Raw genomic sequence first — 15,768 nt, 5'->3', positions numbered from 1 at the left:
TCATGAACGACGCAAGTCGAGCGTGAACGGAAACTCGAGGCTGCGCTCGCGCTCCTTGATATCGACCGGACCGGGCGTATGGCCGCTCGCAAAGAAACGCGCGCGTCTGCGGCTCTCCGCTTCATACGCGTTCACCGGGAACGTCTGATAATTGCGACCACCCGGATGCGCGACGTGATACTGGCAGCCACCGATCGCGCGGCCCGTCCACGTATCGACAATATCGAAAGTCAGCGGTGCATGCACGCCGATGGTCGGATGCAACGACGTAGCTTGCGCCCACGCACGAAACCGCACGGCCGCCACATACTCGCTGACGCGTCCCGTGGTTTGCAGCGGCAACCGCTCGCCATTGACCGTTACCACATGACGGTCGCCGTTCAGTCCGAGCACGCGCACTTCGAGCCTTTCAACAGAGGAATCGACGTAGCGCACCGTGCCGCCTATCGCCCCCTCTTCGCCCATCACGTGCCACGGTTCCAGCGCATGTCGGATCGTAAGCGCGATGCCGCCCGTTTCGTATGCACCGACGAGCGGAAAGCGGAATTCAAAATGCGGCGCGAACCAGTTCTTCTCGAACGGGAAGCCCGCGTCGCGCAGTTCTGCAATGACGTCGTCGAAGTCCGTCTGCACGAAAGTGCCGAGCATGAAGCGATCATGAAGCTCGGTGCCCCAGCGCGTGAGCCGCGCTGTATAGGGCTTCTCCCAAAACCGGGCGACGAGCGCGCGCAGCAGTAATTGCTGCACGAGACTCATGCGCGCGTGCGGCGGCATTTCGAAGCCGCGTAATTCGAGCAGGCCGAGGCGCCCTGTCGGACCGTCGGGCGAATACAGTTTGTCGATACAGAATTCCGCGCGGTGAGTGTTGCCGGTTACGTCGATGAGGATGTTGCGCAGAATGCGATCGACGAGCCACGGCGGCACTTGTGCGCTGCCGCGACCGCCGAGCAGATCGACTTGACGCTGCAGTTCCGCAAACGCGATCTCGAGTTCATACACCTGATCGTTCCGTGCCTCGTCGACGCGCGGCGCCTGACTGGTCGGCCCGATGAACAGCCCCGAAAACAGCATGGACAGAGACGGATGGTTGTGCCAGTACGCAATCAGGCTCGCCAGCAAGTCGGGGCGCCGCAGGAACGGGCTATTGGCCGGCGTGGCCCCGCCCAGCACGAAGTGATTGCCGCCGCCCGTGCCCGTGTGCCGGCCGTCGAGCATGAACTTCTCGGGGCTGAGATACGACTCGTGCGCGGCGTTGTAGAGGTATTCGGTGTGCTCGACAAGCTCTGTCCAGTTCGACGCCGGATGGATGTTCACTTCGATCACGCCGGGGTCCGGCGTCACCTGAAGCACCTTGAGGCGCGCATCGCGAGGCGGCGGATAACCTTCGATGATGACGGGAATCCGCAGTTCGGCGGCAGTCGCTTCCACGGCAGCGAGCAGGTCGAGATAGTCATCGACTGCCACGAGCGGCGGCATGAACACGTGCATCAGCTTGTTGGCCTGTCCCCGCTTCTCGAGCGTCTGCGCCTCGACCTTGGGGCCGGCGGCGCGCGCCGGATCGCGCGCTTCGACGCAGATCGCGGTGCGTGCGATCCAGCCCGCGGATTCCCCGCGCCCGGGCATCCTGCCGCGGGCTGCGGCAGTGGCCGCATCGGTCGCTTCGGTCGCTTCCGCATTCGCGTCGTCTGGCATTTTGCGTTCGGCATCTTGCATGCCGAATGCATTATCACGGTCAGCGTATTGCATGCGCAGTTCGGCGGCGCGGCGCAGCGGCACGGAGGGCGCGAACGGGTCGTGTTCGTGCTGCCACGGGTAATCGGCTTCCGAGACCCACGGCAGCGAATCGAGTGGCAAGCGGTACCCCATCGGCGAATCACCGGGAACGAGGTACATCCGTTCATCCCGGAAGAACCACGGGCCGGTTGTCCAGCGGCCCGGCTGTGCCGCCGCACCCTCCTCGCGTGCGATCGGCAACGCGTAGCCCGTGACCGAAGGCAACCCGGCATCGAAAACACGGCGCAGACGCACGCGCTCAAGTTCGTCGTCGAGACGCGAGTCGAACGGGTCGACGTTCACGGGCAGCCGGCGCTCGCGCCACAGGTAGTACCAGGTATCTTCGTAGCCCGGCTGAATGAATTTTGAATCCAAAGACAGCTTGCCCGCGAGGTGACGAGTGAAGCGCAAGGCGTCGTCGGAGGTGTAGCTCACCGGCTGCCGCTCGTCCGCGAAGAGCGCGGGATCGTGCCAGCATGGCTCGCCGTCCTCGCGCCAGAACAGCGAGAGCGCCCAGCGCGGTAGCTGTTCACCGGGATACCATTTGCCCTGACCGATATGCAAAAAACCGCCGGCGCCATACTGCGCACGCAGCTTGTTCATCAGCGACACGGCGTAAGCGCGCTTCGTCGGTCCGAGCGCGTCGGTGTTCCACTCGGGCGCGTCGCGGTCACGCACGGAGACATACGTCGGCTCGCCGCCCATCGTCAGACGCACGTCCGATGCGTCGAGCCGCGCATCCACCTGCTCGCCCATGCGTAGCACGGCGTGCCAGTCGTCCTCGCTGTAAGGCTTCGTCACGCGCGGCGTTTCGCGCACGCGCTCGATCGACATCGAATGGCCGAACTCGACCTCACATTCATCCACCGCGCCCGAGACGGGCGCCGCGCTGTCCGGCTCGGGCGTACACGCGACGGGAATGTGCCCTTCGCCTGCGAGCAACCCCGATGTCGGGTCGAAGCCGATCCATCCCGCGCCCGGCAGAAAGACCTCGCACCATGCGTGAAGGTCGGTGAAGTCCACATCGGTTCCGCTCGGGCCTTCGAGAGACTTCGTATCGGGCGCAAGCTGCAACAAGTAGCCCGACACGAAACGCGCGGCCAGCCCGATATGCCGCAGAGTTTCGACGAGCAGCCAGCCCGAATCGCGACACGAGCCCGCCGCGCTCGCGAGCGTTTCCTCCGGCGTCTGAACACCCGGTTCCATTCGGATCAGATAACGAATCTCGCGCGAAAGGCGCTGATTCAGTCCGACGAGAAAATCGACCGTGGGTTGTGGCGAGCAGTCGATGCTTTCGACGAATGCCGCGAAACGCGGCGTCATTTCGCGCTTGATCATGTACGGCGCGAGGTCGTGCAGCAGTTCGGGCGGATAGCGGAACGGAAACGTTTCAGCAGACGGTTCCAGAAAGAAATCGAACGGGTTATAGACGGCCATCTCCGCGACGAGGTCGACCGTCACCCTGAATTCGCGCGTCTTCTCGGGAAACACGAGGCGCGCCTGATAGTTTGCGAACGCATCCTGCTGCCAGTTGATGAAGTGATGCACCGGTTCGACGCGCAACGAGTACGACAAGATCGGCGTCCGGCAATGGGGAGCGGGCCGCAAGCGAACGACCTGTGGCGAAAGACCGACAAGCCGGTCGTAACGATAATGCGTGACATGGTTCAACGCGACGCGAATGGACACACGCAACTCCTTTTCGATTTCTTTCTAACGGTCTATGCCGGACCTTCGCAAGAGGCACGTTCTTTGCGTTGGTGGCGCTGACCTCCGGGCAACGTTCGGTTCGATTCCTCTTTTCGGCACACACAATGAAGACCTTCCACTGCAACCGCTGCGACCAGCTCGTCTTTTTCGAAAACACACATTGCGAGAACTGCGGGGCGAAACTCGGCTATGTCCCGGAACTTAGTCAGATCAGTGCTTTCGATGAAAACGAAGACGGCACGTGGAAGAGCCTGCATCCGCTCGCCAAGGATCAGCTTTACCGTCCGTGCCACAACTACGCGGTCGAGAACGTCTGCAACTGGATGGTCCCTGCGGAGTCCGAAGAGACGCTGTGTTCGTCCTGCCAGTTGACGAGCACCATTCCCAACCTGGAGACGCCCGACAACCGCCTTTACTGGTATCGCCTGGAGGGTGCCAAACGCCGTCTGCTCTTCACGCTCGCGGACCTCGGTCTTCATGTTCAGTCGCGGCAGGAAGACCCTGAGCACGGACTCGAATTCCAGTTTCTGGAAGGCGACGCGGAAGGCCGCGGCGTCATGACAGGACACAACAACGGGATCATCACGCTCAACATAGCGGAAGCCGATGACGCTCATCGCGAGAAAGTTCGTTCTGCGATGCATGAGCCTTATCGCACACTGCTTGGCCACTTCCGCCATGAAACAGGGCACTATTTCTTCGATCGACTGATTGCCGACACACCGCGCGTCGCGCCTTTTCGCACTGCATTCGGCGATGAACGACAAGACTATGCCGCCGCGCTCGATCGCCATTACAAGGAAGGGCCGCCGGCGAACTGGGCGGAGAACTACATCAGCGCATATGCGACCATGCATCCGTGGGAGGACTGGGCGGAAACATGGGCGCACTATCTGCATATCGTCGATACGATGGACACGGCCGTTTCGTGCGGACTGGTTCTCGTGCCCGACAGCCCGCATGAACCGACGCTCACAGACACGACGCCCATCGAGGAAACCACGTTCGATAACCTGATGAAGCGCTGGTTCCCGCTCACGTATGCATTGAATAGCCTCAACCGCAGCCTCGGCATGCCGGACGGCTATCCGTTCACGCTTGCGCCGCCCGTCATCGACAAGCTGCGCTTCGTGCATCGTGTCGTGGCTGCGGCTGCAAAGCGTTGAGCGCACGGGTCAGCTCGTCGAACGCTGCGACTGAGACTGGGAAAGCGCAGGCGACCCGTCCTGCGTTCCAGTCTGCGATTGCGTCTGTGATTGAGAGGCTTCAGGCAACTCAGGCGCAATCGGCAAAAGAAATTCACGGCTGATGCTGCTTGCCAGTTCGTTCACGCGTGCGAGGAAACTGACGAGATACGCGTGCAGCCCTCCTTGCAGAATGTCGCCGATATTGCCGTTTCTCAGTTCCGCGCTGAGTTGCGCCGCAAGCCTGACCGCTTCGGTATCGCGGCCCTGGGTCACGTGAATGATCAACTGCTCGACTTCAGCGATGCTTGCCGCCAGCGAACGCGGCCAGTCGCGATAAAGGATCAGCAGATCCGCTACACGCTCGGGCGTGATGACATCGCGATAAACCTTTCGGTACACCTCGAATCCCGAGACCGATCCGAGCACGGCCGTCCAGTGGTGATAATCGAACGGCTGTGCCGATGTGTCTGCGCGCTGCTCCATCATCTCAAACTTGACGTCGAGAATGCGCGCCGTATTATCGGCCCGCTCGACGAACGTGCCGAGACGCATGAAATAGAACGCGTCGTCCTTGACGAGCGTTCCGAGCTGAACGCCGCGCGACAGGTGCGAGCGAAACTTCACCCACTCGAAAAACGTATAAGGCTCGCGTTGGAGGATGCCGTCGTCCAGCATCCGCTGGCAGTCCAGCCACGTCGTATTGAGCGTTTCCCATAGCTCGCTGTTGGTGGAACTGCGCACCGCCCGCGCGTTCTCGCGTGCAGCGCGCAGGCAACTGACAATCGAAGAAGGGTTCGATATATCGCGCACCATGAACTCGATCACGTCGCGGCTTTTCATGCTGCGATGAGCGGCGGAATAAATGCCGCTCAGTTCGGAGATGGAGAGCATCGCTCGCCAGCCCAGTTCCGCATATTCGTCCGATTGCGGCAAGAGCGAGAGTTGATAATTCGCGTCGAGCATCCGCGCAGTATTTTCGGCGCGCTCGGTATAGCGCGCCATCCAGAAGAGATGATCCGCGGTACGGCTCAGCATGGGTAGTCTCGCGTATGGTTTTGATGGTCTCGTGTGCGTGGCTAGCGTTCCAACACCCAGGTGTCTTTCGTGCCACCGCCTTGCGATGAATTCACGACCAAAGACCCTTCACGCAACGCAACGCGCGTCAGTCCTCCCGGCACCATGCGCACTTCCGTGCCCGAGAGCACGAAGGGACGCAGATCGATATGACGCGGGGCAATGCCCGACTCGACGTATGTCGGGCACGTTGAAAGCGCGAGCGTGGGCTGCGCAATGTATTTCTCAGGATTCGCAGTGAGCACCGCGCGAAATTCCGCGATCTGCGCGGCGCTCGACGACGGTCCCACCAGCATGCCGTAGCCGCCCGCGCCATGCGTCTCCTTGACGACGAGTTCCGGCAGATGATCGAGCACGTACTTCAGGTCGTCGGGCTTGCGGCACATCCAGGTCGGCACGTTATTGAGTATCGGCTCCTGTCCGAGATAGAAACGCACCATGTCCGGCACGTAAGGATAGATGGACTTGTCGTCGGCGATACCCGTGCCCACTGCATTGCACAACGAGACATGTCCGGCGCGATATGCCGAAATTAGTCCGGCCACGCCCAAAGCCGAATCCGGGCGAAAGACGAGCGGATCCAGGAAGTCATCGTCGACGCGCCTGTAGATCACATCCACGCGCTGCGGTCCTTGCGTCGTGCGCATATAGACATAGTCGCCGTCCACGAACAGGTCTTGTCCCTCCACCAGTTCCACGCCCATCTGCTGCGCAAGGAACGCATGTTCGAAATACGCGGAGTTGTACATGCCGGGCGTCATCACGACGATGGTCGGGTTGTCCACGCCGGCGGGCGCCGCCGCACGCAAGGTATCGAGCAGCAGGTCGGGGTAATGCGCGATCGGCGCTACGCGATTGCGTGCAAATAGATCGGGAAAAAGCCGCATCATCATCTTGCGGTTCTCGAGCATGTACGACACGCCGGACGGCACACGCAAATTGTCCTCGAGGACATAGAACTCGCCCTGCCCCGCACGCACGATGTCGATGCCCGCGATATGCGCGTATATGTTGCGCGTCACCTCGACACCACGCATTTGCGGCCGGTATTGCGCGTTGCCGACGATCTGCGCTTCCGGGATGATGCCGGCGCGAATGATGTCCTGATCGTGATAGATGTCGTGGATGAAGCGGTTCAGCGCATTCACGCGCTGCCTGAGACCACGCTCCAGCGCCTTCCATTCGTCGGCAGGAAAAATGCGCGGTATGACGTCGAAGGGAATGGTGCGTTCGGGAATGATGCCCGGTACGTCGCTCGTGCCGTAGACCGCGAAGGTAATGCCTACTCGACGAAAATTCAGGTCGGCCTCTGCGCGTTTCAGATTGACCTGCTTCTCGCTTTGTGCGCTGAGCCATTCCATGAACTCGCGGTAATGCAGGCGGGGCGCACCCGCTTCAAGAAAGGCCGACGCCGGTACTCCGCGCGCTTCGAGGTCGCTGCGCTCGAACATCTCATTGAAGAACGATTGCGTCATGGCCGGACTTTCCTATCAAGTGCGTGCCGGGACCGGGATCCCTTGGTTGGTGTTCTGGTTGCACTCGCAATGACTGAAGAGCCTGACAACGCGGCGCACCGAATCATCGTGCGAAACATCCCGCTTTCGTTTCATAGGCAACCTCAAGCGGATGCTTATTGTGACTGCATCCATTGCGCGGGCGGCCCAGTGCCGCACTCAAAAGAGCAACTTCGATGCCAACGCATGACCGATATCCAATTCGTTGACCGCATGGAACATTCGGCATGTCGCGAAGGGGCACTGCACCAAAACGGCGCGGCGCTTTATCTCTGCACAGTAAACGATGCCGCAGGAAGGTGCGCCTTGGCTGGTATGCGAGAAGCGCCGGTATCATAGGCATCTTGGCGAATCAATTCGAGTCTTCATGAACACACCCTCTCAAAGCGCCGTTCGTCCCGGCTTGCGCGAACTGACGCCGCTCGAAGTGCGCGTGCTCGGCGTGCTCGTTGAAAAGCAGCAGACGGTGCCCGACACTTACCCGCTGTCGCTGAACGCACTCACCGCAGGCTGCAACCAGAAGAGCGCGCGTGCGCCGGTGATGAACGTCACGGAAGACGAAGTCCTGACCACCATTGACGGCCTCAAGCGCCTTTCGCTCGTGATCGAGGGCAGCAGCAGCCGTGTGCCGCGTTTCGAGCACAACATCAATCGCGTGCTGGGCATTCCGAGTCAGTCCGTGGCTCTGCTCGCGACGCTATTCCTGCGCGGCCCGCAAACGGCGGCCGAACTGCGCGCCAATAGCGCGCGCCTGCACGCATTTGCCGACATCTCGTCAGTGGAAAGCTTCCTCGAAGAACTCGCCGCAAGCGATCCTCCGCGCGTGGTCAAACTGCCGCGCGCCCCCGGCGGGCGCGAGAGCCGTTGGATGCACCTGCTATGCGGCGAAGTCAGTGTGGCCGACGCGCCGACGCGCGAGGCATCGAGTGGGGAATCGTATTCGTCGTCGGCATTCGAGGCACTCAGAGCGGACCACGAGCGCCTGGCTCAAGAGGTGACGGAACTGCGCGCAATGGTCGAGCGCATGGCGAGCGAGTTGGGCATTGCATTGGACCCGCCGTCGCAAACATGACGACACGCCTGACGCCTGCGTCACTCACGTTTCGCGCAGACGGCACGCCTTTTTGCTCGAGGCACGACGATGTGTATCACAGCACCGCCGGCGCACTCGCACAAGCGCGTTACGTCTTTCTGCGAGGCAACGGCCTGCCCGAACGATGGCGCGGTCAGCCGGCGTTCAGACTGATTGAAACCGGCTTCGGCATGGGAATCAATTTCCTGGCGACATGGTTCATGTGGCGCAACCACCCGCATCGCTCTCTGACGCTTCAGTTCGTGTCCATCGAAAAGCATCCGTTCAGCGCAGAGGATCTGCGACGCGCGCATGCGGCCATCATCGACGACGCCTCCATTCAGCCGCTTGCAGACGAATTGATTTCTGCGTGGCCGCCACTCGATGCAGGCGTGCACCGCTTGACGTTCGATTCGGGCGCGGTCGTCCTGACGCTCATCTTCTGCGATATCGCCGATGCCCCGCCCTTGGCGCTGACACTGGACGTCACCGTCGATGCCATCTATCTCGACGGTTTTGCGCCCCGAAAGAATCCGGATATGTGGAGCCCCGCCACCTTCGCCATGCTCGCGCGCCTCGCGGCATACGACGCTACGTTTGCCACCTACACGAGCGCAGGACTCGTGAAGCGTGCGCTTCTCGAGCATGGCTTCGAGTATCGGAAGACACGGGGTTTCGCAGGCAAGCGCGCTATGCTGACCGGCAAGCGCTCGACGCTCGCCGCAGATTCGCACGGAAATTCTCTAGCACGTGGTGACGCGCGATGCCTATAACGAACTCTGATCCGCAGCCGCTGGACCCGATCGTATCGCTGGACGCTTGTGCGCTATCGAAAGCCATTCACGCGCGCGATGTCTCATGCGCGGAAGTGATGCAGGCTCATCTTGCGCACGTCGACCGTTTGAATCCTCGGGTGAATGCGATCGTCGCGATGCAAGATCGGGATGTGCTTCTCGCGCTCGCGCTGGAGCGCGACGCTCAGTTATCGCGCGGCGAAAGCCTGGGTCCGTTGCACGGATTTCCGCAAGCGCCCAAGGATATTCTTCCGGTCGCGGGCATGGTGACGACCAAAGGGTCGCCCCTCTTCGCGGGCGAACGCAATCTCTCCGACGCCATGGTGTTCGAACGTATGCGCGGCGCCGGCGCAATCTTCATTGGACGTACCAACACGCCCGAGTTCGGCTTGGGCGGTCATACCTATAACCCCGTGTATGGCACCACGCGCAATGCATTCGATGTCTCCCGCTCGGCGGGCGGCAGCAGTGGCGGCGCAGCCGTTGCCGTCGCGCTCGGTATGCTGCCCTTCGCGGATGGCACCGACATGATGGGTTCGCTGCGCACGCCTGCCGCGTTCAACAACGTGTTCGGCTTTCGCAGTTCACCCGGATGTGTGCCTTACGGCCCGAGCGACGACGTTTTCTTTCAGCAGTTCAGCGTAGCGGGCCCCGTCGCGCGGACAGTCGAGGACCTGGGCCTGTTGCTCTCCGTGCAGGCCGGCTTCGACGCGCGCGCCCCGCTCTCGCGCCGAAGCGAAAACCCTGCTGACTTCGCACGCGCGCTTGAACGCGATATGAAGGGCACGCGCATTGGCTGGCTTGCGGACCTCGACGGCCACTTGCCCATGGAAGCCGGCGTGCTCGATACGTGCGCTTCTGCGTTGCGCCACTTCGAGGCTGCAGGCTGCTCGGTAGAAGCGGCACGCGTTGAGTTCGATATGGAACGCTTGTGGCAAGCGTGGCTCGATCTGCGCAGTTTCACGTTTGCGGGTACCAACGCCGCGCTCTATCGCGACGAGGATAGACGAGCGAAGCTCAAGCCGGAAGCGGTGTGGGAAGTCGAGCGGGGCTTGCGGTTATCCGGTGAGAAAGTCTACGACGCCGTGCGCGAGCGCTCGGCGTGGTATCGCGCAATCACCGCGCTTTTCGCACGCTACGACTTTCTGGTGATGCCCGCCACGCAGGTCTTTCCTTTCGATGCAGCGATGCACTGGCCGCAGTCGATCAGCGATCGGACGATGGACACATATCACCGCTGGATGGAAGCCGTCGTGCCAGCAACGATGGCATCGCTGCCGGCATTATGCGCGCCCGCCGGGTTCGGGCCCAACGGTCTGCCGACGGGCCTGCAAATCATCGGTCCGGCGCAGATGGACCTTGCGGTGCTGCAAATGGGGCTGGCGTATGACCATGCCAGCGGCTATTCGCGTATGCGCAGTTCGCTGCTTGGCTAACGCAATCGAATGGTCTGCTCATGTGGATCAGCATGAGGCGGACTACTCGCTTGCTTCGCGATCCGCAGGAGCCAGTGCAAGTGCCAGTATCATCGCCCCGCTATTGAGCGGCACCGAGCTGCCGACGCGCCGGGGCCGATAGACAGGTTGCCCGCGCCGGATTGCCTGGCCGCTCAACGCGCATACTCCGCCTTTGCGCGCGGTACAAAGCGCCCACACCTGCTCGGAATAATTGAACGACGTCGGATCGTGCCAGGAAAGCGCAAGTGTCGACTCGCTCAAACGCTCGAGCAACTTAATGTTCGCAGAAGGCGCATGACCTTTCGGTGCCGCCATATTGCCGTAACCGCCAGCGACGGCAGACTGCGTCAACGAAGACGCCGGCTGGTTCGAACGGCCGCGGGGGCTCGATCCATCGTCGAGCATAGCGAGGGTACCGCTCCACGGATCCATCAGAGAGGGATGCTTCATGCTCCGCTCCGGCTTGTCGCAATGCGCGCCCGTCTCGCATCGCGTGTTGACGTTATGGCAAGGGATGCGAGCGCGATCGACCGCCTGCGCCCGCTTCGACGAAGGACCGTTCTAAGGGTAGTACACCTGAGCAAGGTGCGTTTTAATTTCTTGCCCCGCTTTTGTCGAGCGGGCACTGATTACCGCTTAGCGAACGAACGTTCGATAAAGTGCTATCAGCGCTATGGCGGCTGCCGTACGTTGCAAAGGAAGGAGCACGCGCACGCTGCCTGATTTCTGACAAAATAAAAGCAGCGAAACGCACACTCCTGTCGAATCATGACAAGCAAGCTCTGCATCAACGCGACGATTTCGGCGGACCGCACTTCCGTCAGTTTTGTCGCCTTTTCCCGCGAACGGGAGATTCACTGCAACATCACGCGCAAGGCGCTAGAACAATGCTTCTGGGCGCCCGTCGGGGCGAGCGACGAGCGCCTTCTCAAAGCATTCAACGACGGCTACGAGCGCATCAGTGCGCGCGTGCATCGCAAGTTCCTGGCGCATCCTTCAAACTCGATTCACCTCGACGTGATCGATTTCTCTTCCTGATTCGTCGGAACTGATGGAACGGCCACTATCGCGCAGCCTGAGTGGCTTTGCGCATCTTTGCCACGTCCTCGGGCTGCACCGCCGGCATGTTGTTGTTCCACGCACCGCGGATGAAAGTCACCACATCCGCTATCTGCTGATCATTCAGAACCGGCGCATAGCGAGGCATCGGGTACGGTGCCGGCACTCCCTGAATGACGAGATCTTCGGTGCCGTTGAGCGTCACGTTGATGAGCGAAGAAGCATCCTTCTCCAACAGGTTTGGATTGCCCGCCAACGGTGACAGCATCGGCGCGAAACCGCGGCCATCGACGCCATGGCAGTGCATGCAGAACGCCGCATAGACGCGCGCGCCGGAGTCCGATGCCGAGGGCCGCGTCAAAGACACTTTTGTCGCCTTCGGATCATATGAATAAGGCGCGTTGCCGTTTCCGCCTGCCGCCGGCAATGACTTGAGGTAGTGCGCCATTGCAGTGATGTCGCCGTCGCTGAGCGATTGCGTGCTGTTGTTGACCACACTCGTCATCGAACCGAACGCGGTTGCGTGCGCGTTCGCGCCGGTCTTCAGGAACGTGGCCAGGTCCTGCTCCGACCAGCGCCCGAGCCCCGTGTTGTGCTCACCGGTCAGATTCGAGCCGAACCAGTTGTCGAGCACGCCGCCAGTCAGGTAGGTAGAGGTGCTTTCGTCGAGCCCCTTCTCCTGGAACGCAATCCCTCGCGGCGTATGGCACGCTCCGCAGTGTCCGAGGCCTTGAGTCAGATAGGCCCCGCGATTCCAGGCTACATCCTTGCCCGCCTTGTCCTTATACACGCCCTTGTCGAGGAATACCGCGTTCCAAAGCTTGAGCGGCCAGCGCATGTTAAGGGGCCACTTGATATCGGACGCGCGATTCGCCTGCTTCACCGGCGTCACGCCATGCATGAAGTACGCGTAGAGCGCGTGCATGTCCTCGTCGTTGATCTTTGCGTAAGACGGATACGGCATGGCCGGATAGAGATTGTGGCCGTCCTTCGCAACGCCTTCGCGCAGCGCGCGTGCGAAATCCTCTTCGCTATAGCGGCCGATGCCGGTGTCCGGGTCCGGCGTGATGTTCGTCGTATAGATGGCGCCGAGGGGTGTGGTCATCGGCAGGCCGCCTGCCATGGGCTTGCCGCGCGGCGCCGAATGACAGGCGATGCAATCGCCCGCTTTCGCGAGATAAGCGCCGCGCGTGACCAGAGTGTCGTTCGTCGTATCGGCGTGCGCAGCCAACGGCGCTGCCGCCAGCGCGAGGTTCGCTGCAAGAAGCGCGGCCGTGAAAGGCTTGAGAACAAATTTCATGGCGGGTCTCCTTAGGCGCTTCGCAGCTGGTTGCCGACCGGTAACTTCCTGAGGCGCTTTCCCGTTGCGGCGTAGATCGCGTTCGTGATCGCAGGCGCAAGCGCGGCTGTGCCGGGCTCGCCGATGCCTCCTGGCGCCTCGGTGCTCTTGACGATATGCACTTCGATGGGCGGCGTTTCGTCTATGCGCAACATTCGATAGTCGGTGAAGTTGCTCTGCTGAACGCGGCCATTCTCGATCAGGATCTCGCTATACAGCGCCGCCGTGATGCCGAAGATGATCCCGCCTTGCACTTGCGCTTCCACCGTGTTGGGATTGACGACCATGCCGCAATCCACCGCGCACACGATGCGATTCACGCGCACCTCGCCGTCCTTGTTGACGGTGACATCCGCGACCACTGAGAAGAAACTGCCGAACGCATGCATGACGGAGACACCGCGCCCTTGACCCTGCGGCACTGATTGCTTGCCCCAGCCGGCCGCTTGGGTCGCGACATCCAGCACGTTGCGCGCACGCGGTGTCTTGCCGAGCAGATCACGCCGATATTGCACGGGGTCGACCTTCGCTTGCGCGGCCAGTTCGTCGATGAAACTCTCGACGACGAACGTGCCGCGCGTCGGGCCCACGCCGCGCCAAAAAGCGGTCGGCACATGGCGCGGCTCCTGGCGCACGTATTCAATCACCTGATTGGGCAAGTCATAAGGAAGATCGGACGCGACTTCGATGGCATCCGGATCGATGCCGTTCTTGTAGGCGGGCGGTGCGAATCTCGCCATGATGGACGAACCCACGATGCGATGCGTCCAGGCAATCGGCTTGCCATTCGCATCGAGGCCGGCAGAGAGCTTGTCGTAGTAGTACGGCCGATACATGTCGTGCTGAATGTCTTCCTCGCGCGACCACGTGACTTTGACCGGCACGCCGAGCTGCTTGCCGATCTTGAGCGCCTGCGTCGCCATGTCCACTTCGAGCCGCCTGCCGAAGCCGCCGCCAAGTAGATGGTTGTGCAGCACGATCTTGTCGCGCGGCAATCCGGTAATGGCGACGCCCGCGTCGACGATACGCGTCGGCACTTGCGTGCCGAGCCAGATATCGCAGCCATCGGGGCGCACGTGCACGGTGCAGTTCACCGGTTCCATCGTGGCGTGGGCGAGGAACGGCTGTTGATAGACCGCATCGACGCGTGTTTTCGCATCGCCGAAGCCCTTGCCTACGTCTCCATCCTTTCGTGCGACGGCGCCTGACTTCTGCGATGCCTGCGCCAGTTCGTCGATGATCTGATTCATCGATACCTTGGCGTCCGCACCCTCGTCCCAATGTATCGACAAGGCTGCGGCGCCCCGCTTCGCGGCCCACGTGTGATCGCCGACCACTGCAACGCCATTGTCGAACTTGATCACTTGTCGCACGCCGGGAATCTTCTTCGCGTTCGTGTCGTCGACGGATGCGAGCTTGCCACCGAATACCGGACAATTGACGATGGCCGCATAGACCATGTCCGGCAAGCGCACGTCGAGACCGAACATTGCCGTGCCATCGACCTTTTCGGGCGAATCAAGACGCCTGACTTGCGTGCCGATGATCTTGAAGTCTTTCGGGTCTTTGAGCTTGATATCTTTGTCTTGCGGAACCGGCATACTTGCCGCCGCTTGCGCGAGTCCACCATAGCTCGCGCTGCGATCGCCCGAAGCATGAATCACCTTGCCGCCTTGCGCATGACATGTCGATGCATCGCATTGCCATTGCTGCGCCGCCGCCGCAACGAGCATCATGCGCGCAGCCGCGCCTGCCTTACGCATGGGCTCCCACGCATATCGGATGGATGTCGAGCCGCCTGTCAATTGACCGCCCAACAGCGGATCCATGAAGCGCTTCTCATCGGGCGGCGCGTGGTCGATGGTGACGCTCTCGACCGGCACTTCGAGTTCTTCGGCGATCAACATCGGCAAGGACGTATAGACGCCCTGCCCCATTTCCACCTTCGGAATGACGAGCACGACCTTGCCCGTCTTGTCGATCTGCACGAACGCATTGGGTTCGAATACGCCTGCCTGAGGCGCTTCCACGCCATCGCCGCCAATGACCGACTTGCCTTTGACCTGGTCCTGACTGACGGCGGGCAAGCTGAAGCCAATCAGAAATCCACCGCTCGCCGTCACGCCCGCTGTCAGTCCAAGCTTGAGGAACGAGCGGCGTGAAAATCCCGCAGGCGCCGCGTGACGTCCTGCTTCGAGTAGGCCTCGCGACATGTCACGCTCCCTTCGCTGCTTGCTTGATGGCCGCGCGAATGCGGTTATAGGTTCCGCAGCGGCAGATGTTGCCGGTCATGGCCGCGTCGATATCGGCATCGGTCGGATTGGGAACCGCTGCAATCAATGCGGCAGCGGACATGACTTGTCCGGACTGGCAATAGCCGCATTGAACGACATCGAGCTGATTCCATGCGTCCTGCACTTTCTTTCCGGCGGGTGTGGCACCGACGGCTTCGATCGTCGTGATCTTCTTGTCGCCGATAGCCGCGACCGGCAGCACGCAGGAACGTATGGCGACGCCATCGAGATGCACGGTGCAAGCGCCGCATTGCGCGATGCCACAACCGAATTTGGTGCCGGTCAAACCGACGAGATCGCGTAATACCCAAAGGAGCGGCATATCTGGGGGCGCGTCGACAGTGTGTGACTGACCATTGATCGAAAGCGTAGTCATGAGCGGCTCCGGCTTATGCATTGGATTGAGCGAACAGCGCGATCGCGGGCTGCGTGCGATGGCATTCGGCGTCTGGTGGTACTTCGCGTTGATTCGTGGTTGACACGTTCTCAACGGTA

At 61.4% G+C, this 15,768-nt stretch carries 11 protein-coding genes and 1 pseudogene; 5 read left to right on the top strand and 7 right to left on the bottom strand.

Features of this window, described 5'->3' with window-relative positions:
* The gene (locus P9239_RS22860) at nt 1-3,462 is read right to left on the bottom strand and encodes a transglutaminase family protein (RefSeq protein WP_309755251.1); all 3,462 of its coding nucleotides are present in this window, start codon (nt 3,460-3,462) and stop codon (nt 1-3) included.
* Between the two features lie 125 nt (nt 3,463-3,587).
* Between P9239_RS22860 and P9239_RS22855 the strand changes: the two genes are divergently transcribed.
* A complete protein-coding gene (locus P9239_RS22855) occupies nt 3,588-4,649 on the top strand; it encodes a putative zinc-binding metallopeptidase (protein ID WP_309755248.1) in 1,062 nt (353 codons plus the stop codon).
* A 9-nt stretch (nt 4,650-4,658) separates the two neighbouring features.
* Here P9239_RS22855 and P9239_RS22850 read toward each other — a convergent pair whose 3' ends face one another.
* Both P9239_RS22850 and P9239_RS22845 read right to left on the bottom strand, forming a co-directional pair.
* The gene (locus P9239_RS22850) at nt 4,659-5,705 is read right to left on the bottom strand and encodes an alpha-E domain-containing protein (protein WP_309755246.1); all 1,047 of its coding nucleotides are present in this window, start codon (nt 5,703-5,705) and stop codon (nt 4,659-4,661) included.
* A 41-nt stretch (nt 5,706-5,746) separates the two neighbouring features.
* Entirely contained in the window at nt 5,747-7,219 is a 1,473-nt protein-coding gene (locus P9239_RS22845; RefSeq protein ID WP_309755243.1) for a circularly permuted type 2 ATP-grasp protein, read from the bottom strand.
* A 406-nt stretch (nt 7,220-7,625) separates the two neighbouring features.
* Between P9239_RS22845 and P9239_RS22840 the strand changes: the two genes are divergently transcribed.
* The 3 genes and pseudogenes from P9239_RS22840 to P9239_RS22830 all read left to right on the top strand — a co-directional run bounded on the left by P9239_RS22840 (nt 7,626) and on the right by P9239_RS22830 (nt 10,560).
* The gene (locus P9239_RS22840; protein ID WP_309755242.1) at nt 7,626-8,330 is read left to right on the top strand and encodes a YceH family protein; all 705 of its coding nucleotides are present in this window, start codon (nt 7,626-7,628) and stop codon (nt 8,328-8,330) included.
* Nucleotides 8,327-9,037, top strand: a pseudogene (gene mnmD / locus P9239_RS22835) (tRNA (5-methylaminomethyl-2-thiouridine)(34)-methyltransferase MnmD); the annotation flags it as partial. The gene P9239_RS22840 and the pseudogene mnmD, both read left to right, overlap by 4 nt.
* A 56-nt stretch (nt 9,038-9,093) precedes the next feature.
* Nucleotides 9,094-10,560: an amidase gene (locus P9239_RS22830; protein ID WP_309755241.1), complete on the top strand. Its 1,467-nt coding sequence runs from the start codon at nt 9,094-9,096 to the stop codon at nt 10,558-10,560.
* Between the two features lie 42 nt (nt 10,561-10,602).
* Here P9239_RS22830 and P9239_RS22825 read toward each other — a convergent pair whose 3' ends face one another.
* The gene (locus P9239_RS22825; RefSeq protein ID WP_309755239.1) at nt 10,603-11,031 is read right to left on the bottom strand and encodes a DUF3331 domain-containing protein; all 429 of its coding nucleotides are present in this window, start codon (nt 11,029-11,031) and stop codon (nt 10,603-10,605) included.
* A 318-nt stretch (nt 11,032-11,349) separates the two neighbouring features.
* Between P9239_RS22825 and P9239_RS22820 the strand changes: the two genes are divergently transcribed.
* Nucleotides 11,350-11,619, top strand: coding sequence for a DUF1488 family protein (locus tag P9239_RS22820; protein ID WP_309755237.1), 270 nt, complete (start codon nt 11,350-11,352; stop codon nt 11,617-11,619).
* A gap of 25 nt (nt 11,620-11,644) precedes the next feature.
* Here P9239_RS22820 and P9239_RS22815 read toward each other — a convergent pair whose 3' ends face one another.
* From P9239_RS22815 to P9239_RS22805, 3 genes are read right to left on the bottom strand one after another with little or no spacing between them, the layout of a single operon-like run.
* Nucleotides 11,645-12,940, bottom strand: a complete 1,296-nt coding sequence (locus P9239_RS22815) for a cytochrome c (RefSeq protein ID WP_309755235.1) — start codon at nt 12,938-12,940, stop codon at nt 11,645-11,647.
* Nucleotides 12,941-12,951: 11 nt separating this feature from the next.
* Nucleotides 12,952-15,192 (bottom strand): xanthine dehydrogenase family protein molybdopterin-binding subunit, encoded by a 2,241-nt coding sequence (locus tag P9239_RS22810; protein ID WP_309755232.1) that lies wholly within the window; start codon nt 15,190-15,192, stop codon nt 12,952-12,954.
* Nucleotide 15,193: 1 nt separating this feature from the next.
* The gene (locus tag P9239_RS22805) at nt 15,194-15,649 is read right to left on the bottom strand and encodes a 2Fe-2S iron-sulfur cluster-binding protein (protein WP_309755229.1); all 456 of its coding nucleotides are present in this window, start codon (nt 15,647-15,649) and stop codon (nt 15,194-15,196) included.
* Between the last annotated feature and the right edge of the window lie 119 nt (nt 15,650-15,768).

The organism is Caballeronia sp. LZ062, assembly GCF_031450785.1.
Lineage (GTDB): Bacteria > Pseudomonadota > Gammaproteobacteria > Burkholderiales > Burkholderiaceae > Caballeronia.
Note: the sequence above shows the minus strand (reverse complement) of the source record. Positions and strands in the feature narration are given on the sequence as shown.